Origin of the sequence: Oceanitalea stevensii (assembly GCF_014837105.1) — a bacterium.
GTDB classification, from domain to species: domain Bacteria; phylum Actinomycetota; class Actinomycetes; order Actinomycetales; family Actinomycetaceae; genus Oceanitalea; species Oceanitalea stevensii.
Genome location: NZ_JACSPO010000002.1, coordinates 232,842 through 257,539 on the forward strand (window position 1 = coordinate 232,842; position 24,698 = coordinate 257,539).

The window sequence follows — 24,698 nt, forward strand, 5'->3', positions numbered from 1 at the left end:
CCGAGCGCTGAGTTGTTACGCAGGAACAACTCAGCGCTCGGCGAGAAGGAGGGGAGCCTCAGCCGAGGTCGTCGAGGTGGGCGACGAGTGAGGCCGCCAGGCCCGTGTAGGTGGCCGGCGTGAGCGCGAGGAGCCGCTCCTCGACATCCTGGGGCAGCCCGAGCCCGGCGATGAGGCCGCGCATGCCCTCGGCGTCGACGCGCCGCCCACGGGTGAGCTCCTTGAGCCGCTCGTAGGGGTCGGCCATGCCCTCGGCGCCCGCGACGGACGCGGCACGCATCGCGGACTGGACGGCCTCGCCGAGCACCTCCCACGAGTCGTCGAGGTCGCGCTCCATGGCGGCGGCGTCGACGTCGAGGCCCGCGAGCCCGCGGCGGACGTTGTCGACGGCGAGGAGTGAGTGCCCGAGCGCGACGCCGATGTTGCGCTGCGTCGTCGAGTCGGTGAGGTCGCGCTGGAGGCGGGAGGTGACGAGCGTGGCGCCGAGGGTGTCGAGGAGCGCGGAGGAGATCTCGAGGTTCGCCTCGGCGTTCTCGAAGCGGATCGGGTTGACCTTGTGCGGCATCGTCGAGGAGCCGGTCGAGCCCTGCGCCGCGAGGCGCTGGCGGAAGTAGCCGAGGGAGATGTAGGTCCACACGTCCGTGCACAGGTTGTGCAGGACCCTGTTGAACCGGGCGATGTCGGCGTAGAGCTCGGCCTGCCAGTCGTGCGGCTCGATCTGCGTCGTCAGTGGGTTCCACGTGAGCCCGAGGCCCTCGACGAAGGAGCGCGAGACGGCCTGCCAGTCGGTGTCCGGGACCGAGACGGCGTGCGCGCCGTAGGTGCCCGTCGCGCCGTTGATCTTGCCCATGAACTCGGCCGCGGAGACGCGGCGCAGCTGGCGGCGCAGGCGGGCGGCGAGCACCGCGACCTCCTTGCCGAGCGTCGTCGGCGTCGCCGTCTGGCCGTGGGTGCGCGAGAGCATGGGCACCTCGGCCGTCTCGCGGGCGAGCTCGGCGAGGTCGCCGACGAGGGCGAGCGCCGCCGGGAGCCAGACCTGGCGGACGGCGTCGCGGATGGTGACGGCGTAGGAGAGGTTGTTGACGTCCTCGCTCGTGCAGAAGATGTGGACGATCTCCCCGACGGCGGGCAGCGGGCTCTCCGGCCCGACGGCCTCGGCGGCCGCGGCCAGCCGCCGCTTGAGGAAGTACTCCACGGCCTTGACGTCGTGCCGCGTCTCGCGCTCGATCTCCGCGAGCTCGGCGATCTCCTCCGCCCCGAAGGAGTCGACGACGTCGCGCAGGTAGGCGATGTCCGCGTCGCTCAGCTGCGGTGCCCCCGGCAGGGCGCCGGAGGTCGTGAGGTGGACGAGCCAGGAGACCTCGACGTCGAGCCGGGCACGGTTGAGGGCCGCCTCGGAGAGGTGGTCGACGAGCGGGGCGACGACGCCGCGGTAGCGCCCGTCGAGCGGGCCGAGCGCGATCGGCGGCTCGAGGTCCGCGAGGGGGACGCGGTGCCGGCCCGGAGCGGCTCCGGCCGACAGGCTGGCGGACGACGTGGTGCTGGGCTGCTCGCTCATGGCCCCCAGTCTCCCAGAGCCGGCGAGCGGCCCGCTGCACCGTCCACCGGCCGCCCGGGGGGTCAGCCGGCGAGCGCCAGCCGCGTCCGCAGGTGCGCCACCACCCCCTCGCAGGCGGGGAGCACCTCCTCGTAGGTGGTGACGAAGTCCGCGTCCTCGCCGAAGTAGGGGTCGTCCACCTCGAGCTCGCCGGCGGCGACGGCGTCCTCGTCGAAGCTGCGCAGCAGCCGGACCTTGTCCGCGTCCTCCGGGCTGGGGGCGAGGGTGCGCAGCGCCCGCTCGTGGCCGCGGTCGAGCGCGAGCACGAGGTCGACCTCGGCGAAGCTCTCGCGCACGAACTGCTGCGCACGGTGCTGCTCGCCGTCCAGGCCGTACTGCTTGAGGGTGCTCACCGCGCGCGGGTCGGCCGGGCCGCCCACGTGCCAGTCCCCGGTGCCCGCCGACACGACCCGCACCCGGTCCGCGAGGCCCTCCCGCTCGAGGAGGTCGCGGAGGACGACCTCGCCCATGGGGGAGCGGCAGATGTTGCCGGTGCAGACGAAGGAGACGGTGTAGGGGGGCATGACGGCATTCTCGCCCGGGGCGCCGGGGAGAGCCACCGGGTGCGCAACAGGCCCGCGACGTGGGCGGCACGTCCCCAGCCGACGACGGCGACCCCGCCCGCCGTCGGGCGGCGCCCCTAGTTTCGGGGCAGGACGAGCCGCAGGAGGGCGAGATGAGCACGAGCAGCTGCACCCCCGTCGTCGTCGAGGGGTGGGGCGGGGCGGGGGAGGGGTGCGCGAGCGTCGTGAGCGCCACGGGCGTCCTCGCTGCCGTCGAGGACACGCTGCGTGCCGCCTACCCCGAGCAGTGGCACTCCCCGGCCGCCGACGAGTTCGCCGCCCGCCTCGGCGACCTCCTCCACCACGCGTACCGGCTCGGTGACCTGCTCGCGACGGCGCAGGACCGGGCGGCGAGGCTCGCCGCTGCCGTCGCCGAGGCCTGGGAGGGCCAGTGACCGCGCTCCTCCACAGCCACGACGCCGACGGCGCCACGGGCGACACCCGCCACCGCACCTCCGTCCACGTACGCGGCGGGGTGGGGGCCACCCGGGTGGACGTCGGGGAGCTCCTGGCCATCGACGCGCTCCTCGACGGGCTGCGCGGGGAGGTCGGCCACCTCGAGAGCACCCTGAGCGCCGCCCGGCGCGACCTCGCCCTGGACGCCACCTGGTCCCCGGTGCTCGCTGCCGCGGCCGAGTCCGCCGTCGAGGACGCGCTCGACGGCGGGTGGGGTGCGCGCCGGCTCGGCGAGGAGGTTTTCGAGCTGCTCCTGTCGCTGCGCCACGCCCGGCTCCTGTACGAGGAGGCCGAGCTCGCCGCCCGCGCCCGCCCGCCCGGGCCGTCGCTCATCGGGTTCCTGCGCATGCTCGTCATGCCCCACGAGGCGGTGTTCGCCGTGGCGGACCGGCTCACCCTCGTCGGCCGCCTGCCCGGATGGGAGCCGACCACCGCGTTCGGCCACGCCGTGGACGCGCTCGGCGAGATCGTCAACGCCGTCCACGGCGACGACGACCTCCCACCCGACGGCATCGCCCTGGACGTCGCGGTCCGCGAGCTCGGGGAGCACGGGCAGAACGTCTTCCCCTGGTTCCTCGTCCCCGGCCCCTTCGTCTACGACGGCCGCGAGATCGACCCCGCCGCGCTCACCGGCGCCCAGCGGCTGGTCATCCCGGTCGTCGCCGCCTTCCACGCCCTCACCGGCCGGCGTCCCCGCGGCGCCGACGACCTCACGCTCACGGTGTCCCCACCGAGGGAGGTCCCGGCCCCGCCGGACCTGCCCGCCGTCGTCGACAGCCTTCACGCCATCCACCAGGACCACGGCGCCGTCCCGGGCACCCTCGAGGTGCGCCGCGTCGAGCACGCGGACGGCACGCGCTCGTGGGTCCTCCTGCTGCCGAGCACCCAGGCGATGGTCCCCGGCGGGCGGAACCCCGTGGACAACCTCACGAACGTCGAGACCTACGGCGGCATGGTGAGCGACGTCGAGATCGGCGCCGCCGAGGCGCTGCGGCTGGCCGGCGTGCGACCCGGGGAGGCGGTCGCCGTCGTCGGCTTCAGCCAGGGTGGCCTCGCGGCCATGCGCCTGGCGGCCGACCCGCTCGTGCGCCTGCGCTACTCCATCACCACGGTCGTGACGGCCGGGTCGCCCGTCGGCCACCTGCCGACCCCCGCGGGCACGGAGGTGCTCCACCTCGAGCACCTCGAGGACCCCTTCGTCGGGCTCGACGGCACCTCCAACCCCGCGGAGGACGCGCGCACCACGGTGAGCCGCTCCCTCGGCACCGGCACCACCGGGCTCACCCGGCTGGAGGTCCCGCCCTCGGACTCGCACTCGATCAGCGAGTACACCCGCACCGCCCGCCTGGCCGTGGACGCCGGGGAGCGGTCGGTCGCCCACCTGGCGGAGCGGCTCGCGGACGTCACGGGTGCCCCGGGCGCCCGCGTCACGGCCACCCGCTTCACGCTGGAGAGGGGGTGAGTCAGCGCTCGCCCGGCAGCACGGCGTTGAGGATGCCGCTGACGACCGAGATGACGAGCGCCGCGAGGAGCGCCCACCAGAAGCCGTCGACGAACAGCCCCCAGTCGGTGAAGCTCGTGAGCCAGCTCGTGAGCATGAGCATGAGCGCGTTGACGACGAGGAGGAACAGGCCGAGGGTGAGGATCGTCAGCGGCAGCGTGAGGAGCTTGGCGACCGGCTTGACGACGAGGTTGACGAGCGTGAAGACGAGGCCGACGACGCCGACGACGAGCACCTGGTCCCAGCCCTCCGCCTCGGTGAGGGACACCCCGTCGAGGAGCAGGGCGGTGAGCCAGATGGCCACGGAGCTGACGACGAGCCGGACGAGGAAGCGCATGCGGCGATGGTGCCACGTCAGGACCGTCGCCGGGAGTGCGATCATGGCGGCATGGCTCCAGCGTTCCGCTTCCGCTCGGACATCGACTCCCTGCCGGCCTACGTCCCCGGCCAGCGCCCGCCGGCGGGACGGTCCGCGTACAAGCTCTCGTCCAACGAGAACCCCTTCCCGCCGTCCTCCGCGGTGCTCAGCGCCGTCATCGACGCGGCCGCCGACCTCAACCGCTACCCGGACATGGCGGCCACCGCGCTCACCGCCGCCATCGCCGAGCACGTCGGGGTCGACGCCGAGCGCGTGGTCGTCGGCAACGGCTCGGTCGCCGTCCTCGAGACGGTGCTCCAGGCCGCGTGCCGCCCCGGCGACGAGGTCGTCCACGCGTGGCGGTCCTTCGAGGCCTACCCCATCGCGGTCCAGGTCGCCGGTGCCCGCAGCGTCCCGGTCCCACTGCGGGAGGACGGCAGCCACGACCTCGACGCCATGGCCGACGCCGTCACCGAGCGCACCCGCGTCGTCCTCGTGTGCAGCCCCAACAACCCCACCGGGACGGTCGTCCACGAGGACGAGGTGCGGGCCTTCCTCGCCCGGGTGCCGCGCGAGGTCCTCGTCGTCCTCGACGAGGCCTACGTCGAGTACGTCCGCGACGACGCGGCCGTGGACGGGCTGGCGCTCGCGGCCGAGTTCAAGAACGTCCTCGTCCTGCGCACCTTCTCCAAGGCCTACGGCCTCGCCGGCCTGCGGGTCGGGTACGCCGTCGCCCGGCCGCGCCTCGCGCGCGGGCTGCGGACGGCCCTCACCCCCTTCGGCGTCAACGCCCTCGCCCAGGCTGCGGCCCTCGCGGCCCTGCGGGAGGCCGACGCCGTGGCCGAGCGCTGCGACCGTGTCGTCGCCGAGCGCAGCCGTCTGCTCGGCGCCCTGCGCGAGATGGGCTGGAGCGTCCCGGAGTCCCACGGGAACTTCTACTGGCTCGCCATCCGCCGCCACTCCGCCTCCTTCGCCCGTGAGGCGGCCGGCAGCGGGGCGATGGTGCGGGCCTTCGACGGGGACGGCGTGCGGGTGAGCGTCGGTGAGATCGAGGGCAACGACCTCGTCCTCCGGCTGGCCGAGGACTGGCTCGCGCTGGAGCGTTCGCGCGCTCTCTGACGGGAGCGTTGTCGCTTCCGGCAAGGGCTGCCCGGCCCCTCACAACTGCCGGCGCCAGGTTCTGTAGGCCCCCTACAAACGTAAGTTACGGTTCCGTAGCCTACGCTGGCGTAGGTTCGGGGCCGACCCCCGGGCGCAGAGGAGGGCAGGACCGATGGAGGTGGTCACCACCATGGACACACTGACACCGCGGCCTGAGGCGAGCAGCCCGGCAGATCCCGACACGCTCGTCCAGCTTCTCGACCCGGAGGGTCGTCGCCTCGACCACAGCCGTTACGGCCGGTGGGTCGCCGGGCTCGGCCCCGCCGAGCTGCGGGGGCTCTACCGCGACATGGTGCTGGCCCGTCGCTTCGACGCCGAGGCGACCGCGCTCCAGCGCCAGGGCGAGCTCAGCCTGTGGCCCCCGAGCCTGGGCCAGGAGGCCGCGCAGGTGGGCTCCGGCCGCGCCATGCGCCCGCAGGACTTCGCCTTCCCCTCCTACCGGGAGCACGCCGTCGCCCACGCGCGCGGCATGGACATGCGCGAGCTGCTGCGGGTCTTCCGCGGCGTCGAGCACGGTGGCTGGGACCCGGCCGCCCACAACTTCCACCTCTACACCTTCGTCATCGGCTCCCACACGCTCCACGCGACCGGGTACGCCATGGGCGCCCAGCGCGACGGCGACGTCGGCACCGGGGACCCCGAGCGCGACCGCGCCGTCGTCGTCTACTTCGGCGACGGTGCCACCTCCCAGGGCGACGTCCACGAGGCCATGGTCTTCGCGGCCGTGACGAAGGCCCCGGTCGTCTTCGTCTGCCAGAACAACCAGTGGGCGATCTCCGTGCCTGCGAGCGGCCAGACCACCGTCCCGCTCGCCCGCCGCGGCGCCGGCGTCGGCATCCCCTCCGTGCGCGTCGACGGGAACGACGTCCTTGCGAGCTACGCCGTCACCGCCGAGGCCCTCGAGCGCGCGCGCAGCGGCGGCGGACCCACCCTCATCGAGGCGTACACCTACCGGATGGGCGCCCACACGACCGCCGACGACCCCACGCGCTACCGCACGAGCGCGGAGGAGGACTACTGGCGCGAGCGCGACCCGATCGCCCGCCTGCGCACCTACCTCACCGAGCAGGGCCACGCGGACGAGGACTTCCTCACCGAGGTCGCGGCCGCCGCCGACGAGCTCGGCGCGTCGACCCGCGAGTACTGCCGCGCGCTCACCCCCTCCGGCCCGGAGACGATGTTCGACCACGTCTACGGCGCCCCCCACCCGCAGGTCGAGGCCGAGCGCGCCTGGTTCGACGACTACCAGCAGTCCTTCGCGGAGGCCGACCGATGACGGCGACGACGACCGCCACCCCCCTCCCGCTCGCCAAGGCCGTCAACGCGGGACTGCGCGCGGCCATGCGGCGTGACGAGAAGGTCATGCTCATGGGGGAGGACATCGGCGCCCTGGGCGGGGTGTTCCGCGTGACCGACGGGCTGCAGGCGGAGTTCGGCCCCCAGCGCGTCGTCGACACGCCGCTCGCCGAGTCCGGCATCGTCGGCACGGCGATCGGCCTGGCGATGGCCGGCTACCGGCCGGTCTGCGAGATCCAGTTCGACGGCTTCATCTTCCCCGGCTTCGACCAGATCACCACGCAGCTGGCCAAGCTCCGCTACCGCTCCGGCGGCCGCGTCGAGGTGCCGGTCGTCATCCGGGTGCCCTACGGCGGCGGGATCGGCTCCATCGAGCACCACAGCGAGTCCCCCGAGGCGCTCTTCGCGCACACCCCCGGGCTGCGGGTCGTCACGCCCGCCACGAGCGGCGACGCCTTCACGATGATCCAGCAGGCTATCGCCTCCCCGGACCCGGTGCTCTTCTTCGAGCCCAAGGCCCGGTACTGGGACAAGGCGGACGTCGACGTCGAGGCGCCCGTCGACCTCAGCGAGACCGGTGTGACGACCGGCCTGCACGGTGCCCGGGTGGTGCGCGCCGGCCGCGACGCGACGCTCGTCGGCTACGGCCCCACCGTCAAGACCCTGCTCCGCGCCGCCGAGGTGGCGGCCACCGACGGCCAGGAGCTCGAGGTCCTCGACCTGCGCTCGCTGTCCCCGCTCGACGTGCCCACCGTCGCCGAGTCGGTGCGCCGCACCGGCCGCCTCGTCGTCGCCCACGAGGCCACGACCTTCCTCGGCCCCGGCGCCGAGCTGGCCGCCCGCATCACCGAGGAGTGCTTCTACAGCCTCCAGGCACCGGTGCTCCGCGTCGGCGGCTTCCACACGCCCTACCCGGCCTCGGCGCACGAGGAGGAGTTCCTCCCCGGGCTCGACCGGGTGCTCGACGCCGTCGACCGCGCCCTGGCGTACTAGGAGGACCGGTGCCGAGCTACCAGCAGTTCAAGCTGCCCGACGTCGGTGAGGGCCTCACCGAGGCCGACGTCGCCGAGTGGCGGGTCGCCGTCGGCGACACCGTCGACGTCAACCAGGTGATCGTCGAGATCGAGACGGCCAAGTCGCTCGTCGAGCTGCCCGTCCCGTGGGCGGGTGTCGTCACCGAGCTCCTCGTCCGTGAGGGCGAGACCGTGCCGGTGGGCACGCCGATCGTCGTCATCGACGTCGACCCCGGCGGTGCGGCCGCCGACGACGGCGCCCCCGCCGCGTCGTCGACGAGCGGTGACGTGCTCGTCGGCTCGGGGACGAAGGAGGGCTCCACCGCCCGCCGTCGCCGCCGCTCCGCTCCCGCCGCCGAGCCGGCGGCCCAGGACCCCGCGGCCGCCCCGGGCGTCCCCGCCCCCCAGACCCCGCCCGCGGAGCGCCCCGACCGCGCCCAGGCCGCGCCCGCGGCGGGCCGCGCGGCCGTCTCGCCCGCGGTGCTCGCGAAGCCGCCGGTGCGCAAGCTCGCCAAGGACCTCGGCGTCGACCTCACCGCCGTCGCGGCGACGGGCCCCGGCGGGATCGTCACCCGGGAGGACGTCCTGGCCCACGCGAAGCGCTCGGAGGCCCAGGAGCTGGCGACCTACCCGGACGACGACAAACCGTGGCTCGCCGACGGCGTCGTGTCCGCCAACGGGCGCCAGACCCGCGTGCCGGTGCGCTCGGTGCGCCGCCGCACCGCCGAGGCGATGGTGAGCTCGGCCTTCACCGCCCCGCACGTCACCGTGTTCCACACGGTCGACGTCAGCCGCTCGATGAAGCTCGTCGCCCGGCTCAAGGAGGACCGCGCCTTCGGTGACGTCCGCGTCACCCCGCTCCTCCTCGCCGCCAAGGCGCTGCTCCTCGCGGTGCGCCGCCACCCGGAGATCAACGCCTCGTGGGACGACGAGAGCCAGGAGATCGTCTACAAGCACTACATCAACCTCGGCATCGCCGCGGCCACGCCCCGTGGCCTCGTCGTGCCCAACATCAAGGACGCCCACCGCCTGGACCTGCACGAGCTGGCGACGGCGATCGCGGGGCTCACCGCCACCGCCCGGGCGGGGCGCACGACCCCCAAGGACATGACCGACGGCACCGTGACGATCACGAACGTCGGCGTCTTCGGGATCGACACCGGCACCCCGATCCTCAACCCGGGGGAGTCGGCGATCCTCGCCCTCGGTGCGATCCGCCAGCAGCCCTGGGTCCACAAGGGCAAGGTGAAGCCGCGCTGGGTCACCCAGCTCGCGCTGTCCTTCGACCACCGGCTCGTCGACGGCGAGCTCGGCGCGCGGGTGCTGGCGGACGTGGCCCGCCTCCTGGAGAACCCCGACATGGGCCTCGTCTGGAGCTGACCGCCCCGCCGTGGGTCGTCAGGCGGGCAGGAGCTCCGCCCCGCCACCCGGCGCCCACTGGAGCTTGAGGAGGGTGGCGTCGTCCTGGAGGCGTCCGCGCTGGTGGTCCAGGACGTCTCGGAGCACGAGGCGCAGCGTCTCCGGGGGTGGCGTGGACGCGGTGTCGTGCTGCTCGATGAGGCCGATGAGCCGCTGGAGGCCGAAGAACGTCCCGGCGTCGTCACGGGCCTCGGTGATGCCGTCGGTGTAGAGGACCACCTGGTCGCCGGGGTGCAGCTGGACGCGTCCGACCGTCGCCTCCCGCCCGCCGAGCCCGAACAGGGGACGCCCGGAGTGGTCGAGCACCTCCAGCACCTCCCCGCCTCGGAGCAGCAGCGGGTGGGGGTGGCCGGCGTTGAGGTAGTCGAGCACCCCGGTGGCCGTGTCCAGCCGGGCGAGCACGCCGGTGGCGTACCCGGCCGAGTTGGTCTGCTCCGCGAGCACCCGGTCGATCTCGCGGGCGCAGTCGCCGAGGTCCGCGCCGCGGCGTCGCTGGTTGCGGTAGGTGGCGAGCGCCACCGAGGTGAGGAGCCCGGAGGTGAGGTCGTGGCCGGCGCCGTCGAAGAGGGCGAGGTCGACGCGCGTGCCGTGGACCGCGTAGTCGAAGGCGTCCCCGGCCACCCGCTCGCTGGGCTCGAGGAGGCCGGTGATGACGACGTCGTCCGAGGCGTAGGTCAGCGGCGGCAGGAGGTTCCACAGCAGCTCGGCCGCGACGGTACGGTCCACCCCGCCGCGGGTCCGGGTGATGGCGTCCCCGTAGGGCGTCATCACGGCCACGAGGTGGCCGATGAGCAGGGACGCCCAGCGCAGCACGTCGACGTGGTCGGACGGTCGCCGACCTCCCGGCCGGCCGGCGGCGGTGAGCACCCCGAGCCGCTCGACACCGTCGAGCAGCGGCACCCAGGAGGTGTCGCCGTCGTGGACCGGGCGCATCGTGCGGAAGGCCTGCCCGGCCGGGGTGTCCAGACCGAGCTCGCCCGGTTCGCCGGCGAGCGGGACGAGCCGCCGCTGGTCGAAGGTCACGAGGTGGGCGCTGAGCTCCCACCCGAGCTCCCGCCCGGCGTCGGCGACGACGGCGGAGAGCCGGTCGGGCGTGGAGCGGTGCGACTCGTCCAGGAGCGTGGTCAGGCAGGCGAGCGCCGCCGGGCTCGGGTCGTCGTGGTTCACGCCCGCAGCCTACGCGGCCCCGGTCCTCGGGGCCGGGGCCGCGGAGGCCTCAGCCGAGGGTGTGGGGCAGGTCTCCGGGCGCCTCGCCGAGGACGTGCTCGGCGAGGAAGGCGAGGTTGACCTCGTACCAGACCTTGGCGTTCTGGGGCGTGAGGATCCAGTGGTTCTCGTCGGGGAAGTAGAGGAAGCGGTGCGGGCTCGCGCCGTCCTCGTCCGCCGGGAGCCCGGACCGGGAGAGCAGCTCGTACCAGAGCCGCAGGCCCTCGCCGATCGGCACGCGGTAGTCCTTGTCGCCGTGGATGACGAGCATGGGGGTGCGGATGTTGCCCACGTGCAGGTGCGGGGAGTTGGCCAGCGCCATCTCCGGGGACATCTCCCGGCCCCAGTACCAGGCGGCGTCCGTCGTCGGGCCGAAGGCGTCCAGCGCCCACAGGCTCGCGTGGGTGACGACGGCGCGGAAGCGGTCGGTGTGCCCGGCCACCCAGTTGGCCATGTAGCCGCCGAAGGAGCCGCCCATCGCGGCGGTGCGGGAGGCGTCGACGTCCTCGCGCTCCTCCACGGCGTCGGTGACCGCCATGAGGTCGGTGTACGGGGCCTCGCCCCACGCGCCCCAGCCGCGCTGGACGAAGTCCTGTCCGTAGCCGGTCGACAGCGCCGGGTCCGGCAGCAGCACGGCGTAGCCGCGGGCGACCATGATCCACGGGTTCCACCGCCACGACCACGAGTTCCACGAGCCCAGCGGCCCGCCGTGGATCCACAGCAGCAGGGGCGCCGGGGCGTCGGCGCTCGCGCCCTCGGGCAGCGCGAGCCAGGCCCGCACCCGCGCGCCGTCCGCGGCGGTGGTCTCCACCTCGGTGAGGGTGCCGGGCAGGGCCGGCCGCTCGGCGGGACCGGGCAGCGCCGTGACCTGCGCCGGGCCGGTGAGGTCGCCGAGGTCGATCCGTACGACCTCGGCGGGGTGCTCGTAGGAGGCACGCAGCGCGTAGGCGGCCGTCCCGTCCGGGGCGACGACGACGTCGGTGAGCGCGCCCTCGTCGGTGAGCCGGGTGACGGCGCCGGTGTCGAGGGCGACGTGGAAGAGGCGCGAGCGGCCGTCGTCGTCGGCGACGACGAGCAGGCCGGAGGAGTCGGGCAGCCAGCGCAGCTGCGCGGGCCAGCGGTCCCACTCGCGGGTGAGGGCGCGGGACTCGCCCCCGGCGGCGTCGACGACCTCGACCCACATCCGCGGCGCCTGCTCGGCCGTGCTGAGCGCCTCGCGCACGTAGGCGACGAGCCGGCCGTCGGGGCTGACCCGCGGGCCGCCGACCTCCGCGTCGGCGTCGTCGACGAGGACGGTGCGGGAGCCGTCGGCGAGGTCCACGCGGCACAGCTGGGTGCGCACCGCGCCGCGCGCCACGGGCACGTTCCACGTCGTGACGAGGAAGCTGCCGTCGGCCGCGAGGTCCGTGGACGCCTCGGTCAGCGCGGCGCCGGCGGTGGGGGTGAGCTCGCGCAGCGCGTGGCTGCCGCGGGGCGCGGCGTCCTCCGCGGGCTCGGCGTCGGTGGGCTCGGCCGCGTAGAGCCGCGGCAGGTCCGGACCGAGGTCGTGGTCCCAGTACCGCACCGGGTAGGCGCTGTGGAGGATCGCGCTCACCTTGTGCTCGGTGCGCGCCTTGCGCAGACGGTGGTCCTCGTCGACGTCCCCGGCGGAGGGCAGCGCGTCGGCCATGACGACGACGGCGGCCCGCGCGGCCGCGCTCACGCCCGAGATCCCACCGGGGTGGGCGGCGACCATGCTCGCCTCGCCGCCGGCGGCGGGCAGGGACCACACGGCGGGACGCGCGTCGTCGTCGGTGCCGCGCTTGGCGACGAAGAGGAGGTCACCGCCGGCGGTGAAGGTCGGCTGGGACTCCCCGCTCGGGCCGTGGGTGAGGCGGCGGGCCGGGCGCTCGCCGGCCGGGTCCACCTCCCACAGGGCGGGCTGGTAGCGGGTGCGGTCCTCGTCGAGGGCGCTCACCGTGGTGACGAGGCGCCGTCCGTCGGGGGAGATCGCCAGCCCGCCGAGGCGGGGGAGGGCGATGTAGTCGTCGAGGTCGTGGAAGGGAGTGTCGCTCACGGACCTGTCCTATCACGTGACCCGTGCCACCCCGCGCGCTACTCGGGCCACAGGGAGACGAGCACCTTGCCGGAGGCCTCGGAGTCGCGGGCGACGGCGAAGGCCTCCAGCGCCTGGTCGGCGGGCAGCTCGTGGGTGACGACCTGCTCGATGCCGGGCTGCGCGTCGAGGAGCGCGACCGCGGCGTCGATCTCGTCCCGGAAGCGGAAGGAGCCGTGGACGGTGAGCTCCTTGGAGATGACGGGCGCGAGGTTGAGGCCCTTCGGCTCGTCCGGCACCATCCCCAGCTGGACGTGCACCCCGGCCCGGCGGGCCGCGCGGAAGGCGGCGTTGATCGACGCCGGGACGCCCGAGCACTCGAGGACGACGTCGTAGGCCTCCGCCGGCACCTCCTCCCGGCTCACGTCGACGGTGGCGTGCACGCCGAGGGCCCGGGCACGCCCGAGCGGTCCGGGCAGCACGTCGGTGGCCGTCACATCGGCGGCGCCCCCGCTGAGGGCGGCGGCAGCGGTGAGCAGCCCGATGGGCCCGGCACCGGTGACGAGGACCCGCCTGCCCGTGACACCGCCGGCCAGCGCGACCCCGTGCATCCCGACGGCGAGCGGCTCGGCGAGGGCGGCGCGCCGCAGGGGCAGCGACGCGGGCAGGACCCGCAGCATCGACCGGTCGACGAGGAGGTACTCGCTCATCCCGCCCTGCGTGTGCGGCCAGGTCGAGGCACTGCCGAGGTACGCGCCGCCCGGCCACAGGTGCGGGCGGTCCTCCACGCCGGGCCGTACCTCGCCGAACGTGGCGGGGTGGACGGTCACCGGGGTGCCCGGGGCGAGCTCCCCGGCGGGGTCGAGGTCCACCGTCCCGGAGACCTCGTGGCCCGGCACGAGGGGCTCGCGCACGACGAAGGCCCCGTTCGCGCCGTCGTAGTAGTAGTGGAGGTCCGAGCCGCAGATGCCGGCGTAGGCCATCCGCAGGCGGACCTGCCCGGGACCGGGCTCGGGCGTGGGCACCTCGACGAGCTCGAGGTCCTCCCTTCCCCTGATGACGATCGCGCGCACGAGGCTCCCTCCTAGACGACGGCGGTCATGCCGCCGTCGACGAAGACGTTCTGGCCCGAGACGAAGCTCGCGGCGTCCGAGCACAGGTAGACGAGCGTGCCGACGAGCTCCTCGACCCGGCCCCAGCGGCGGGCCGGCGTGCGGTCGACCACCCAGCGGGTGAAGTCCTCGTCCTCGACGAGCGCCCGGTTCATCTCGGTGGCGAAGTAGCCGGGGGAGATGGCGTTGACCTGGATGTTGAAGCGGGCGAGGTCGGCCGCCATGCCCTTGGTGAGCATGACGAGCCCGCCCTTCGTCGCCGAGTAGGGCGCGATGGTCTGCCGGGCGAGCTGGGACTGGACGGAGCCGATGTTGACGACCTTGCCCGAGCCCCGCTCGGCCATCCCGCGGGTGACCTGCTGGGAGACGTAGAAGGCGCTGCTGAGGTTGGCGGCGACGACGTCGTCCCAGTCGCGCGGGTCGAAGTCGTTGAACGGCGCGCGCCGCTGGATGCCGGCGTTGTTGACGAGGATGTCCGGCACCCCCTGCTCGGCCACCAGCGCCGTGACGCCGTCGCGCACCGCTGCGGCGTCGGTGACGTCGAAGCTGACGGCGGGGACCTCCGCGCCGTCCCCCGCAGCGGCGACCTGCTCGCGGGCGCGGGCGAGCGCCTCCCGGTTGCGTCCGTGGAGGACCACCCGGGCCCCGTGCCGGGCCAGACCAGTGGCCAGCGCGAGGCCCAGGCCGCGGGAGGAGCCGGTGACGAGCGCGAGCCGGCCGGTGATGTCGAACAGTGGGCTGGACACGCCGGCTCCTAGAAGATCGCGAAGACGGCGAGGGCGAAGAGGAAGCCGACGACGGACTGGAGGGTCTGCTGGACCGTCCACGTCTTGAGGGTCGTCTTGACGTCCATCCCCATGAGCCGGCCGACGAGCCAGAACCCGGAGTCGTTGACGTGGCTGGCGAAGACCGAGCCGGCCGCCGTCGCGAGCGTGATCGCGACGATCTGCATGTCGCTGAAGCCGCCGGCGGCGACGGCGGGTGCCATGAGGCCGGCGGCCGTCACGAGGGCGACGGTCGCCGAGCCCTGCGCCACACGCAGGACGACGGCGATGAGCCAGACGGCGAGGATGACCGGCACGCCGGTGTCCCCCAGGACGTCGGCGAGCGCGTCGCCGATGCCGGACAGGCGCAGGATCCCGCCGAACATGCCGCCGGCACCGGTGATGAGGATGACCGAGGCGACCGGGCCGAGGGCCGAGTCGACGATCTTCTCCAGCGCGGTGCCGTTCTCGCCGCGGCGGTGACCGAGCACGAGGAGGGCGACGAGCACGGCGATGAGCAGGGCCACGGGCGCGGTGCCGATCGCGGAGAGCAGCTGGACCCAGGTCTCGGACTCGTCGACGACGCCGGCGGTGCCGAGGAAGTCCAGGCCGGTGTTGAGGAAGATGAGGACGAGCGGGAGGAGCAGGATCCCGACGACGGTCGCGACGCTGGGCGGGTTGACCTGCTCGTCGTCGTCGGTGGACCCGAACAGCGCGGGCACGGGCAGGATGAACCGCTTGCCGACGAAGGTGCCCCAGAGGTAGCCGGAGAGGTACCAGACCGGGAAGGCGAGCACGATGGCGACGATGAGCACGAGGCCGACGTCGGCGCCGTAGAGCTCGGAGGCGGCCACCGGGCCGGGGTGCGGGGGCACGAAGACGTGCATGACGGAGAAGGCCGTCGCGGCCGGGATGCCGTAGAGCAGCACGTTGTTCCCGAGCCGGCGGGCCACGGCGAAGATGATCGGCAGCATGACGATGAGGCCGGCGTCGAAGAAGATCGGGAAGCCGAACGCGAGGGACGCGATGCCCAGCCCCAGCGGGGCCCGCTTCTCGCCGAAGATGCTCACCATTCTCTCGGAGAGCACCCGGGCGCCCCCGCTGTGCTCGATGAGCTTGCCGAGCATCGCCCCCAGCGCGATGAGGAGGGCGACGTTGCCCAGGGTGCCGCCGAAGCTCGTGACGAGCGCCGGCACGATCTCACCCGCCGGGATCCCCGTGACGAACGCCGTCAGCAGCGAGACGAGGATGAGCGTGAGGAACGCGTGCAGCTTGAAGACGATGACGAGGACGAGGATGAGGGCGATCGCGCCGGCTGCGATGAGCAGCAGCGGCCCGGCCCCCAATGTCTGAGTCCAACCTTCGATCACGGGAGCCCCCTCGGAGTCGTGACCCCGGCTCCCCCGCCGGGGCAGCGCCGTCGACGCTGCCTCGCACAGTATCGGTGACCGGCGCAGCAGGCCCAGGGGGAGACGACTCGCCGCTCCACCCGTGCGGGCCGCGAGCCCGTCCCCGCTAGCGTGGGGTCGTGGCGGTCGACGACGGCGTACCGGAGCCGGAGGAGCTCCTCGCCGAGCCGGCAGGCTCGGTCGAGGTCGAGCTGGCGCGCGCCCTGTCCGCGGCGCAGCGCCAGATCCACTGGCTGCGCGAGGAGCGCGACCGGCTGCGCGCCGAGCTCGCGGCCGAGCCGCGCGAGGACCGCACCGACGACCCCGCCGTCCTTCTCGCCGACGTCGTCGAGCAGGCCGTCCCCGAGGCCGCGCGGCGCCTCGCCCTGCGGGAGGCGGCCGGCAGCGACACGTGGGACCGGCTGACCGAGGGGGTCCGGGAGGTCTACCTCACGCGTGCCCGCGCCGCCGTCGAGGCCGTGGTGCCGGTGTTCGACGCCGCCGTCGCCGCGATCCCCGGCCTGGGGGAGGTGCGCCGCGCGCAGCTGCGGCTGGGCCTGCCGCCGGAGGGGGACCTCGCCGGCCTGCTCGACCACGTCCGCGCGGAGAGCCGCGCGCGGGCGCTGCAGGAGGTGTCGGAGGACCTGCGCGCCCGGCTGGAGGACTATGAGCTCATGCGCCGGGCCGTGCAGGCGGTCGAGCTCGTGCTCGTCGAGGGCGAGCACATGGCCACGCAGCACGCCTCGCCGGTCGCCGTGGAGGTGGCCGAGTGGTTCACCCGGCGGCTGCAGCAGGCGCTCGCCGCGCCCGACGTCACCCTCGGTGACGCGCTCGAGGCCGAGCGGGAGCAGGTGCTCCTCGCCGTCGCCGCCGAGCTGGGGCTGGAGGGCATGGACGCCCTCGCCTGGTACAGCGACATGAGCACGCGCCTGGACGCCGCCGACGAGGCCGAGGAGTAACCGAGCGGATGCGCCGGGCCCGTGGCTGGGGTACCAACGGGTCCATGCCTACTGACGCACCCGGTGCCGTCCTGCTCGACATCGACGGGACCCTGGCCGACTCCAACTACGTCCACACCTTCACCTGGGCGCGGGCCTTCCGCGAGGTCGGCCACCCGGTCGACGCGTGGCGCATCCACCGGTCCATCGGCATGGGCGGGGAGCTGCTCCTCGCCGAGCTGCTCGGCGACCGCGTCGAGGAGCTGGGGGAGGCCGCCAAGGAGAAGCACACCGAGTACTACGCGCAGGCCGCGGACGAGGTGCACCGCTTCGAGGGCGTCGTCGAGCTCGTCGCCGCGCTCAAGGAGCGCGGCGCGAAGGTCGTCCTCGCCACCTCCGCCGCCCCCGCGGAGCTGGAGATCCTCGAGCGGCTCCTCGAGATCTCCGACGACGTCGACGCCATCACCTCCGCCCAGGACGTCGAGGAGGCCAAGCCCGACCCGGACCTCGTCCAGAAGGCGCTCGGCGCCGTGGACGTCCCCGCCGAGCGCGCGATCTTCGTCGGCGACACGGTGTGGGACGTCGAGGCCGCCGCCCGGGCGGGCGTGCCCTGCGTCGGCGTGCTCACCGGCGGGGTGAGCGAGGCCGAGCTGCGCGAGGCCGGGGCCGTGGCGGTCTACCGCTCGGTCGCCGCGATCCTCGAGGACCTCGACTCCTCCCCCCTGCGTCACGCCTGGGAGGGCTGAGCCGGACGAAGGCCCGCAGCCGACCGGCTGCGGGCCCCCGTCCGGTGGACGTCAGCTGGTGGACGTCCGGCGGATGCCGAGGGTGTCGGTCCCGTTGCCGTCCCAGTCACCGACGTGCACCTCGTCGCCCTCGCGACCGAAGGTCACCGCGGTCTCGGCCGCGCCGCCCCGCAGCGTGTTGGTGACGTGGAAGGTCCGCCCGCGCTGGACGGCGAAGGTGTCGGTCCCGTTGCCGTCCCAGTCACCCGCGAGGGTGACGTCGCTGGCGCGGCCGTAGGTGAGGACCGTGTCGGCGTCCCCGCCACGCAGGGAGTTCTTCACGTGGTAGGTCGCGGCCCGGCGCACCGCGAAGGTGTCCGTCCCGTTGCCGTCCCAGTCACCCACGAGCACCGTGTCGGCCTCCCGGCCGTAGCGGAACACCGAGTCGGCGTCCCCGCCCCGCAGGGAGCTCTTCACGTGGTAGGTCGCCCCGCGGCGGACCGCGAAGGTGTCCGTGCCGTCCCCGTCCCAGTCCCCGACGAGGACGACGTCCCCGGGTCGCCCGTAGGTGAGGACGACGTCGGCGTCCCCGCCGCGCGGGGCGTTGGAGACGTGGAACCGGTTCCCGCGGCGCACCGTGACGGAGTCCTTGCCGTCCCCGTCCCAGTCGCCGATGAGGACCTCGTCGGTGCTCCGGCCGTAGGGGAAGGACACGGCCGTGGTGCCGCGCCAGTCGTTGCTGAGGTGGAAGACGGGCGAGCGGCTCGGCTCGGGCTGCGGCTCGGGGACGGGGGTGGGCTCGCCCGGGAGCGCGGGGAAGTCCGCGGGTGCGACGCGGTGCCCGGTGCCCTGCTCGTAGGCGTAGGCCAGCTCGAAGAGGGACTTCTCCGACCACGGCAGGCCGAGGAGGTCGATGCCGACCGGCAGGCCGGCGGTGGTGAAGCCGGCGGGGACCGCGAGCGCCGGGAAGCCGGTGACCGGCGCCAGGCTGCGGTTGCTGCCCTGGCGGACACCGGCCATCGCGCCGGGGTTGGTCAGCTGGTCGGCCGGGATGACGGGCGGCTCGTGGTCGAAGGTGGCGTAGGCGAGCGCGTCGAGCTCGTTGTCCTCCATGACGGCGGTGACGGCGTCACGCAGCTGCTGGCGCATCTGCTCGCCCTCGATGTAGTCGGGGTCCTCGGTGGTCCGGCCGAGGAGCGCGCGGAGGCTCGCCTGCCGGGTCGGGGTGACGAGCGGGGAGGTGGCGATCTCCTCGAAGGTCGAGACCGGCGGGTCGGCGATCTCGGCGAGCGTGGCGAGGTAGGCGTTGGTCGCGGCCTCGGTCTCGGCACCGCCCGTCGAGTACGCGGCGAGCAGGGCGCGCAGGTCGGGCACCTCGACCTCGACGATCTCGGCGCCCAGGTGCTCCATGTCGGTGTAGGCCGCGTCGACGACGGCCTGGACGCGGGCGTAGTCGGGGGCGGTGATGTCGGTGTCACCGGACTGCGGCTCCCGGATGACGCCGATGCGCTTGCCCTCGAGGGCCTCGGTCCGCAGGTCCGCGGCGTAGTCCTCGGCGACGTGGCCGTCCGCCTGTGCGGTCAGCGGGTCGTTGGCGTCCGGCCCGGCGATGACGCTCGTGACGATCGCGGCGTCCTCCACCGTCCGGGTCAGCGGCCCGAGGGTGTCGTAGCTGGGGTTGGCCGGCATCATCCCGTAGCGGCTGATGAGCGGGGTCGTCGGGCGCAGGCCGACGGCGTTGTTCCAGGCGGCCGGCCCACGCGTGGAGCCTCCGGTGTCCTCCGCGATCCCGACGGCCCCGAAGTTCGCGGCCACCGCCGCGCCGGTGCCGCACGAGGAGCTGCTTGCCGCGCGGGTGAGGTCGTAGGGGTTGCGGCACACGCCGAAGGACGAGCCGGCCCAGCCGCTCGCGTACTCGCCCATGTTCGTCTTGGCGAGGATGACGGCGCCCGCGTCCCGCATCCGGGTGACGATCGTGGCGTCGCGGCCCGACTCGAAGCCGGAGAAGATCGCGGACCCGTACGTCGTCGGCATGTCGGCGGTCTCCACCTGGTCCTTGACGAGGACCGGGACGCAGTGGAGCGGGCCGCTCAGCCCGTCCTCGGCGTACGCGGCGTCCAGCTCGGCAGCCGTGGCGAGCGCCTCGTCGTTGACGACCTGGACGGAGTTGGTCGTCTCGGCGTCGTAGGTCTCGATGCGGTCGATGTAGGCCTGCACGAGGTCGGTGCACGACATGTCGCCCTCGGCGAAGGCCTCGTGGATGGAGGCGATCGTCGCCTCCGTCACGAGGCTCTCGTCGGCCTCCTCCGCGGCGCTCGCCGGGACGGCGACGAGCGTGAGCGCCACCGCCGGGATGAGCGCCGCGACCGCGAGCCGCATGGTCGTCGTCCTGCGTGGGTGATGCATAGGTCCTACCCCCTGAGTCTCCGGACGGTCCGGAGTCCGGACGTTACGGACGGGGCATTACCGGGACGTCACACATCTGTTTCGTGGCCTTTACCTCGTCATGGTCCGCCCGTGCGTCGGGGGCGGAACGCCTCCGCTAGGTGTGGACTTTGCGACCTCAGAGGGCGCGAAGTCCACACCTTGTCCGCCGGGGCGGGTCGGGGCGGGGCGGGGCCGTCAGCCTTTCGCGGCCGCGTGGGCGGTGCGCAGGTCCGCGACCAGCTCGGCGAAGGCCTCGTCCCAGCCGCCGCGCCCGCGCAGGCGCAGCAGCGCCGAGGGGTGCGTCGTCACGAGCACGGGCGGGTCCTCCTCGCCCAGGACCTCACCGCGCACGTCCCCGATCCGCACCTCGCGGCCGAGGACCGCGCGGGCCGCGGTGGCACCCAGGCAGACGACGACGGCGGGGCGCACCGCCGCGCGCTCGGCCGCCAGCCACGGCTGGCACGCCTCGACGTGCGCGACCCCCGGCTTCTTGTGGATCCGGCGCTTGCCGCGGTCCTCGAAGCGGAAGTGCTTGACGGCGTTGGTGAGGTAGACGTCCGCGCGGTCGATGCCCGCCGCCTCGAGGGCGTCGGCGAGCACCCGCCCGGCCGGCCCGACGAAGGGCTCGCCCTCCCGGTCCTCCCGGTCGCCCGGCTGCTCGCCGACGAGCATGAGCCGGGCCCCGGCGTCCCCCGCGGAGAAGACCACCTGGGTGGCACCGGCCCACAGCTCGCAGCCCCGGCAGCCGGGCGCCGCCGCGCGCAGGGCGCCGACGTCACCGTCCGAGGGCACCCACTCCTGGGCGCCGGGTCGCTGCACGGCCATGGGCTCACCGTAGGCAGCGGCGTGCCGCGCCGCGCGCCGGCCCCACCCTGCGGCGCCCGTACGGTTGTCCCATGCGCCGCCTCGCCTCCGTGGTCCTCGTCCTGCTCGTCGTGCTCGCGGTCGCCGGCACGGTGGTCGACCGCGTGGCCGTGGCCCGCACCGAGGACCGGCTCCTCGCGGAGGCGCGCGAGGAGCTCACGCTCGCCCAGGACGCCGAGGTCGAGATCGACGGCTTCCCCTTCCTCACCCAGGTGCTGGCAGGGCGGCTCTCCGAGGTCCGCGGGACCGCCTCGACGCTCGTCCTCGAGGACTTCGAGCTGCACGACGTCCGCGTCGCCCTGCGTGGTGTCGCACCGGAGGAGCCCTACCCGGCCGAGACCGTCGAGATCAACGCCGAGATCCCTGCCGCCACCCTGCAGGTGGCGCTCGCGGGCGCCGTCGACCTGCCCGGCGACCCGCTGCGCGTCGACGTCGCGAACGGCCTCGTCCAGCTGGGCGTCGAGGTGGCCGGCCTCGAGCTCGCCGTCGTCCTCGAGCCCGTCCTCGTCGACGGTGCGATCGGCGTCGAGCTCGGGGAGGTGTCGGTCGGCGGCGGCACCGTCCCCCGGGAGCTCGTCGGAGTCGTCGAGGACCTCCTCGGCGACGTGCGCGTCGAGATCCCGGGCCTGCCCGAGGGTCTGGTCCCCACGCGCCTGGCAGTCGGCCGGGACGCGGTCGAGCTGCGCCTCCAGGGCAGTGACGTCGAGCTCGGCGAGTGGGTCGGCTAGGACCTCAGCGGGCGGCGCCGTCCCGCTCGGCCATCCGCGCGAGCTGGGCGTTGTACTCCGCCAGCGCGGCGTCGTCGTCGCGGTCGGCCTGGCGGTCGGTACGGCGGGTGACGCGGTCCTCGTCGCGGGCCCACGCGATCGCGACGGCGACGGCGAGGGCGAGGGTGGGCAGCTCGCCGATCCCCCACGCGATCGCCCCGCCGGCCTCCTGGTCGGCGAGCGCGTCCACGCCCCAGGGCAGCCCGAGGCGGCCGAAGTGGTCCCCGGCGAAGAGAGTGGTGGCCTGCATGACCGAGACGCCGAAGAAGGCGTGGAAGGCCATCGTCGCGAAGAGCAGGAGCAGCCGCATCGGGTAGCGGGGGCGGCTGGGGCCCGGGTCCACGCCGATGAGGGCGCCTGCGAACATGTACCCGGCCGCGGTGAAGTGGACGACCATGACGATGTGGCCCACGTGGGTGCTCAGCGCCAGCTCGAAGAGCGGTGAGTAGTAGAAGACGATCATCGAGCCGGCGAAGTTCACCGCCGCGGTGCCCGGGTGGGCGAAGAAGCGTGCCCAGCGGGAGTGGACGGTCGCGAGCAGCCACTCGCGCGGGCCGCGCGAGCCGTCGTCGCGTGCCGGCAGCGCACGCACCGCGAGGGTGATCGGCGCGCCGACGACGAGGAAGATCGGCACGACCATCGCGAGCAGCATGTGCTGGATCATGTGGGCGCTGAACATGACGACGCCGTAGACCGACGGGCCGCCGGACGTCACCCACGCGAAGAGCACGAGACCCACCACCCACGACGCCGTGCGCGGCAGGGACCAGTGGTCCCCGCGGCGGCGCAGCCGGTACACCCAGGCGAGGTAGACGCCGATGCCGGCGAGGGCGAGGAGCCCGAAGAGCACGTCGGGGCGCCACTCCGTGAACCACGCGAGGGCGCTGGGCTCCGGGGGAGCGGGGTAGCCGGTGATCTCCTGCGTCGGGCTCGGGCGGCTGACCGGGTCCTGCGGGACGGGCGGGGCCGAGGAGCCGAGCGCCACGGAGACACCGATGACGGCGCCCATGAGGACGACCTCGCCGGCCGCGAGCCGCCAGAACGCACCGGGGCGGTCCGTGGCCGCCGGCACGGTGGCGCGACGGTGCACCCAGCCGATGAGCCCGAGGACGACGAACATCACGGTCTTGGCCAGGAGCAGCAGCCCGTAGTCGGTGGTCACGAGGTCCTCGAGGCTGCCCACGCGCACGCCGCCGTTGACGAGGCCCGAGATGCCGACGAGCGCGAAGCTCCAGCCGGCGAGCGTGGAGAAGCGCCGCACGGCGGGCCCGCGGTCGGTGCCCAGCCGCCGGGCGACGAGGCACAGCACCGCCAGTCCGCCGGCCCACACGCTGATCGCGCCGATGTGCAGCCACATCGCCGAGACGGCGAGGTTGTGACCCTCGGCGCCGGCGGCGTGGCCGGTGAGGGCGATGGGGATGACGGCGGCGAGGGCGAGGACGCCGGCCAGGGCGGCCGCCGTGGGCGTCGAGACGGCCACGCAGACGGTGGCGAGCACGGCGGTCATGAGCGTGGCGACGAGGTAGGCCCGCCCCACGGGGATGTCGGTGACGAACTGGGCGAGCTCGGCGCCGAAGGTCGGCTCGCCGAGGCCGCGCCCGGAGGTGCGCGCGTAGGACAGGACGATGCGCACGACGCTCGCCAGCGTCCACACGACCGCGGCGACGGCGGCGGCCCGGGCCGCCAGCGACCACGCCGCGCCGTCGACGGCGACCCGCGGGCGGCGCCGCTCGTCCCCACGTCCGGCGTACGGCAGGACGAGGGCGCACATGGCGAGCGCGCCGATCGTCACGGCGGCGGCGCCGTCGGCGACCACGGTGACGAGCGGCACGCCCCAGCGGACGACGGCACCCGGGTCGAGCACGGCGGAGGCCTCGGCCGCTCCGGAGAACACGAGCCCGGCGACCGCGAGCACCAGCGCCGCGACGGCGGCCCCGACGAGGGCGAGGGCCGGGCGGTGGCGGGAGGCGGGAGCGGGCGTGGTCACCTCTCCAGGGTAGATCCAGGCTCGGGTGGCATACTCGCGCGGGTACACGGCGCGAACCGGGCGGCAGCAGCCGCCCCCAGGACAGGGGAACGATGACGACACCGAGCGGCGCGGGGCTGGCGCCCAGCACGGCCACGATCGAGCACGGCGACCTCCAGCGCTCCGCGGAGCTGCTCGGGCGGGTCAACGCCATCTTCGGCCAGCGGGTGATCGGCCAGGAGGCGCTGCGCACGGCGCTCGTGTCCACGCTGCTCGCCGGCGGGCACATCCTCCTCGAGTCGGTCCCCGGGCTGGCGAAGACGACGGCGGCCCAGACGCTGGCCTCCTCGGTCTCCGGCACCTTCCACCGGATCCAGTGCACGCCGGACCTCATGCCCAACGACATCGTCGGCACGCAGATCTTCAACTACGCGACCGGCCAGTTCAGCACCCAGCTGGGGCCGGTCCACGCCAACCTCGTGCTCCTCGACGAGATCAACCGCTCCAGCGCCAAGACGCAGTCGGCGATGCTCGAGGCGATGCAGGAGAAGCAGACCTCCATCGGCGGTGAGGTCTTCCCGCTGCCCTCGCCCTTCATGGTGCTGGCGACGCAGAACCCCATCGAGGAGGAGGGCACCTACGTGCTGCCCGAGGCCCAGATGGACCGGTTCCTCGTCAAGGAGGTCCTCACCTACCCCACGCCCACCGAGGAGATCAGCGTCCTCGACGGCATCAGCTCCGGCTCCTTCGAGGCGCCGCTGCGCAGCGACCCGATCGGCCTGGACGACGTCGTCCTCCTCCAGCGCCTCGCCGCCCAGGTGTACGTCGACGCGTCGATCAAGCAGTACATCGTCGCGATCGTCAACACCACGCGCGGCGGCGGCCCGCGCCCGCTGCCGAAGTTCTCCCAGCACGTGCGGGTGGGTGCCAGCCCGCGTGGCGCGATCGCGCTCATGCGGGTGGCGCAGGCCCACGCGCTCCAGCAGGGCCGCACCTACGTCGTGCCCGACGACGTCAAGGCGCTGAGCCACAGCGTCCTGCGCCACCGGCTCGTGCGCACCTACGACGCCCTGGCGAACAACGTCGCCCCCGAGGCGCTCATCGACGCCGTCTTCGCCGCCGTCCCCGCCCCGTAGGCCTGC

21 protein-coding genes are annotated in these 24,698 nt (G+C 74.2%); 10 read left to right on the top strand and 11 right to left on the bottom strand.

All coding sequences use genetic code 11. From position 1 onward, the window contains the following. Nucleotides 1-58 precede the first annotated feature (58 nt). A complete protein-coding gene (gene purB, locus H9624_RS07240) occupies nt 59-1,558 on the bottom strand; it encodes an adenylosuccinate lyase (RefSeq protein ID WP_251839211.1) in 1,500 nt (499 codons plus the stop codon). Nucleotides 1,559-1,620: 62 nt separating this feature from the next. Further along, nucleotides 1,621-2,121, bottom strand: a complete 501-nt coding sequence (locus H9624_RS07245; protein ID WP_251839212.1) for a low molecular weight protein-tyrosine-phosphatase — start codon at nt 2,119-2,121, stop codon at nt 1,621-1,623. 152 nt (nt 2,122-2,273) lie between these two features. On the opposite strand from H9624_RS07245, the gene H9624_RS07250 reads away from it, so the two are divergent. Then, complete coding sequence (locus tag H9624_RS07250) at nt 2,274-2,555, top strand: hypothetical protein (RefSeq protein ID WP_251839213.1); 282 nt, start codon at nt 2,274-2,276, stop codon at nt 2,553-2,555. Beyond that, the gene (locus H9624_RS07255) at nt 2,552-4,078 is read left to right on the top strand and encodes a hypothetical protein (RefSeq protein WP_251839214.1); all 1,527 of its coding nucleotides are present in this window, start codon (nt 2,552-2,554) and stop codon (nt 4,076-4,078) included. Before H9624_RS07250 ends, H9624_RS07255 begins: the two co-directional genes overlap by 4 nt. Before the next feature lies 1 nt (nt 4,079). Here the strand turns inward: H9624_RS07255 and H9624_RS07260 are convergent, their stop codons facing one another. Further along, nucleotides 4,080-4,454 carry a phage holin family protein gene (locus H9624_RS07260; protein WP_251839215.1) on the bottom strand — a complete coding sequence of 125 codons (375 nt, stop codon included), beginning with the start codon at nt 4,452-4,454 and terminating at the stop codon, nt 4,080-4,082. Between the two features lie 51 nt (nt 4,455-4,505). Here H9624_RS07260 and hisC point away from each other — a divergent pair, with 51 nt between their 5' ends. From hisC to H9624_RS07280, 4 genes are all read left to right on the top strand, one after another. Next, nucleotides 4,506-5,594, top strand: a complete 1,089-nt coding sequence (gene hisC, locus H9624_RS07265; RefSeq protein WP_251839216.1) for a histidinol-phosphate transaminase — start codon at nt 4,506-4,508, stop codon at nt 5,592-5,594. Nucleotides 5,595-5,766: 172 nt separating this feature from the next. Continuing rightward, nucleotides 5,767-6,912 (top strand): pyruvate dehydrogenase (acetyl-transferring) E1 component subunit alpha, encoded by a 1,146-nt coding sequence (gene pdhA / locus H9624_RS07270; RefSeq protein ID WP_251839217.1) that lies wholly within the window; start codon nt 5,767-5,769, stop codon nt 6,910-6,912. Next, nucleotides 6,909-7,925, top strand: coding sequence for an alpha-ketoacid dehydrogenase subunit beta (locus H9624_RS07275; RefSeq protein WP_251839218.1), 1,017 nt, complete (start codon nt 6,909-6,911; stop codon nt 7,923-7,925). Before pdhA ends, H9624_RS07275 begins: the two co-directional genes overlap by 4 nt. 8 nt (nt 7,926-7,933) lie before the next feature. After that, nucleotides 7,934-9,325, top strand: coding sequence for a dihydrolipoamide acetyltransferase family protein (locus H9624_RS07280; protein WP_251839219.1), 1,392 nt, complete (start codon nt 7,934-7,936; stop codon nt 9,323-9,325). An 18-nt stretch (nt 9,326-9,343) separates the two neighbouring features. Here H9624_RS07280 and H9624_RS07285 read toward each other — a convergent pair whose 3' ends face one another. From H9624_RS07285 to H9624_RS07305, 5 genes are read right to left on the bottom strand one after another with little or no spacing between them, the layout of a single operon-like run. Beyond that, nucleotides 9,344-10,531: a PP2C family protein-serine/threonine phosphatase gene (locus tag H9624_RS07285; protein WP_251839220.1), complete on the bottom strand. Its 1,188-nt coding sequence runs from the start codon at nt 10,529-10,531 to the stop codon at nt 9,344-9,346. Between the two features lie 49 nt (nt 10,532-10,580). Continuing rightward, nucleotides 10,581-12,626 (bottom strand): S9 family peptidase, encoded by a 2,046-nt coding sequence (locus H9624_RS07290; RefSeq protein ID WP_251839221.1) that lies wholly within the window; start codon nt 12,624-12,626, stop codon nt 10,581-10,583. 38 nt (nt 12,627-12,664) lie between these two features. Further along, nucleotides 12,665-13,678 (bottom strand): zinc-binding dehydrogenase, encoded by a 1,014-nt coding sequence (locus tag H9624_RS07295; RefSeq protein WP_251839222.1) that lies wholly within the window; start codon nt 13,676-13,678, stop codon nt 12,665-12,667. 11 nt (nt 13,679-13,689) lie between these two features. Beyond that, nucleotides 13,690-14,463, bottom strand: coding sequence for an SDR family oxidoreductase (locus tag H9624_RS07300; RefSeq protein WP_251839223.1), 774 nt, complete (start codon nt 14,461-14,463; stop codon nt 13,690-13,692). A gap of 8 nt (nt 14,464-14,471) precedes the next feature. Then, the gene (locus H9624_RS07305; RefSeq protein ID WP_251839288.1) at nt 14,472-15,848 is read right to left on the bottom strand and encodes a GntP family permease; all 1,377 of its coding nucleotides are present in this window, start codon (nt 15,846-15,848) and stop codon (nt 14,472-14,474) included. 161 nt (nt 15,849-16,009) lie between these two features. Between H9624_RS07305 and H9624_RS07310 the strand changes: the two genes are divergently transcribed. Together H9624_RS07310 and H9624_RS07315 are read left to right on the top strand one after the other, a co-directional pair. After that, the gene (locus H9624_RS07310) at nt 16,010-16,828 is read left to right on the top strand and encodes a serine/threonine-protein kinase (protein ID WP_251839224.1); all 819 of its coding nucleotides are present in this window, start codon (nt 16,010-16,012) and stop codon (nt 16,826-16,828) included. Between the two features lie 44 nt (nt 16,829-16,872). After that, nucleotides 16,873-17,553: an HAD family hydrolase gene (locus H9624_RS07315; RefSeq protein WP_251839225.1), complete on the top strand. Its 681-nt coding sequence runs from the start codon at nt 16,873-16,875 to the stop codon at nt 17,551-17,553. A 51-nt stretch (nt 17,554-17,604) separates the two neighbouring features. Here H9624_RS07315 and H9624_RS07320 read toward each other — a convergent pair whose 3' ends face one another. Together H9624_RS07320 and H9624_RS07325 are read right to left on the bottom strand one after the other, a co-directional pair. Beyond that, nucleotides 17,605-19,911, bottom strand: coding sequence for an amidase (locus H9624_RS07320; RefSeq protein WP_251839226.1), 2,307 nt, complete (start codon nt 19,909-19,911; stop codon nt 17,605-17,607). A 243-nt stretch (nt 19,912-20,154) separates the two neighbouring features. Further along, nucleotides 20,155-20,784, bottom strand: a complete 630-nt coding sequence (locus tag H9624_RS07325; protein WP_251839227.1) for a UdgX family uracil-DNA binding protein — start codon at nt 20,782-20,784, stop codon at nt 20,155-20,157. Between the two features lie 71 nt (nt 20,785-20,855). Here H9624_RS07325 and H9624_RS07330 point away from each other — a divergent pair, with 71 nt between their 5' ends. Further along, nucleotides 20,856-21,551, top strand: a complete 696-nt coding sequence (locus tag H9624_RS07330) for an LmeA family phospholipid-binding protein (protein ID WP_251839228.1) — start codon at nt 20,856-20,858, stop codon at nt 21,549-21,551. A 4-nt stretch (nt 21,552-21,555) separates the two neighbouring features. On the opposite strand, the gene H9624_RS07335 is transcribed toward H9624_RS07330, so the two are convergent. Beyond that, entirely contained in the window at nt 21,556-23,577 is a 2,022-nt protein-coding gene (locus H9624_RS07335; protein ID WP_251839229.1) for a bifunctional copper resistance protein CopD/cytochrome c oxidase assembly protein, read from the bottom strand. 92 nt (nt 23,578-23,669) lie between these two features. On the opposite strand from H9624_RS07335, the gene H9624_RS07340 reads away from it, so the two are divergent. Next, complete coding sequence (locus tag H9624_RS07340) at nt 23,670-24,692, top strand: AAA family ATPase (protein ID WP_251839230.1); 1,023 nt, start codon at nt 23,670-23,672, stop codon at nt 24,690-24,692. Nucleotides 24,693-24,698: the final 6 nt, after the last annotated feature.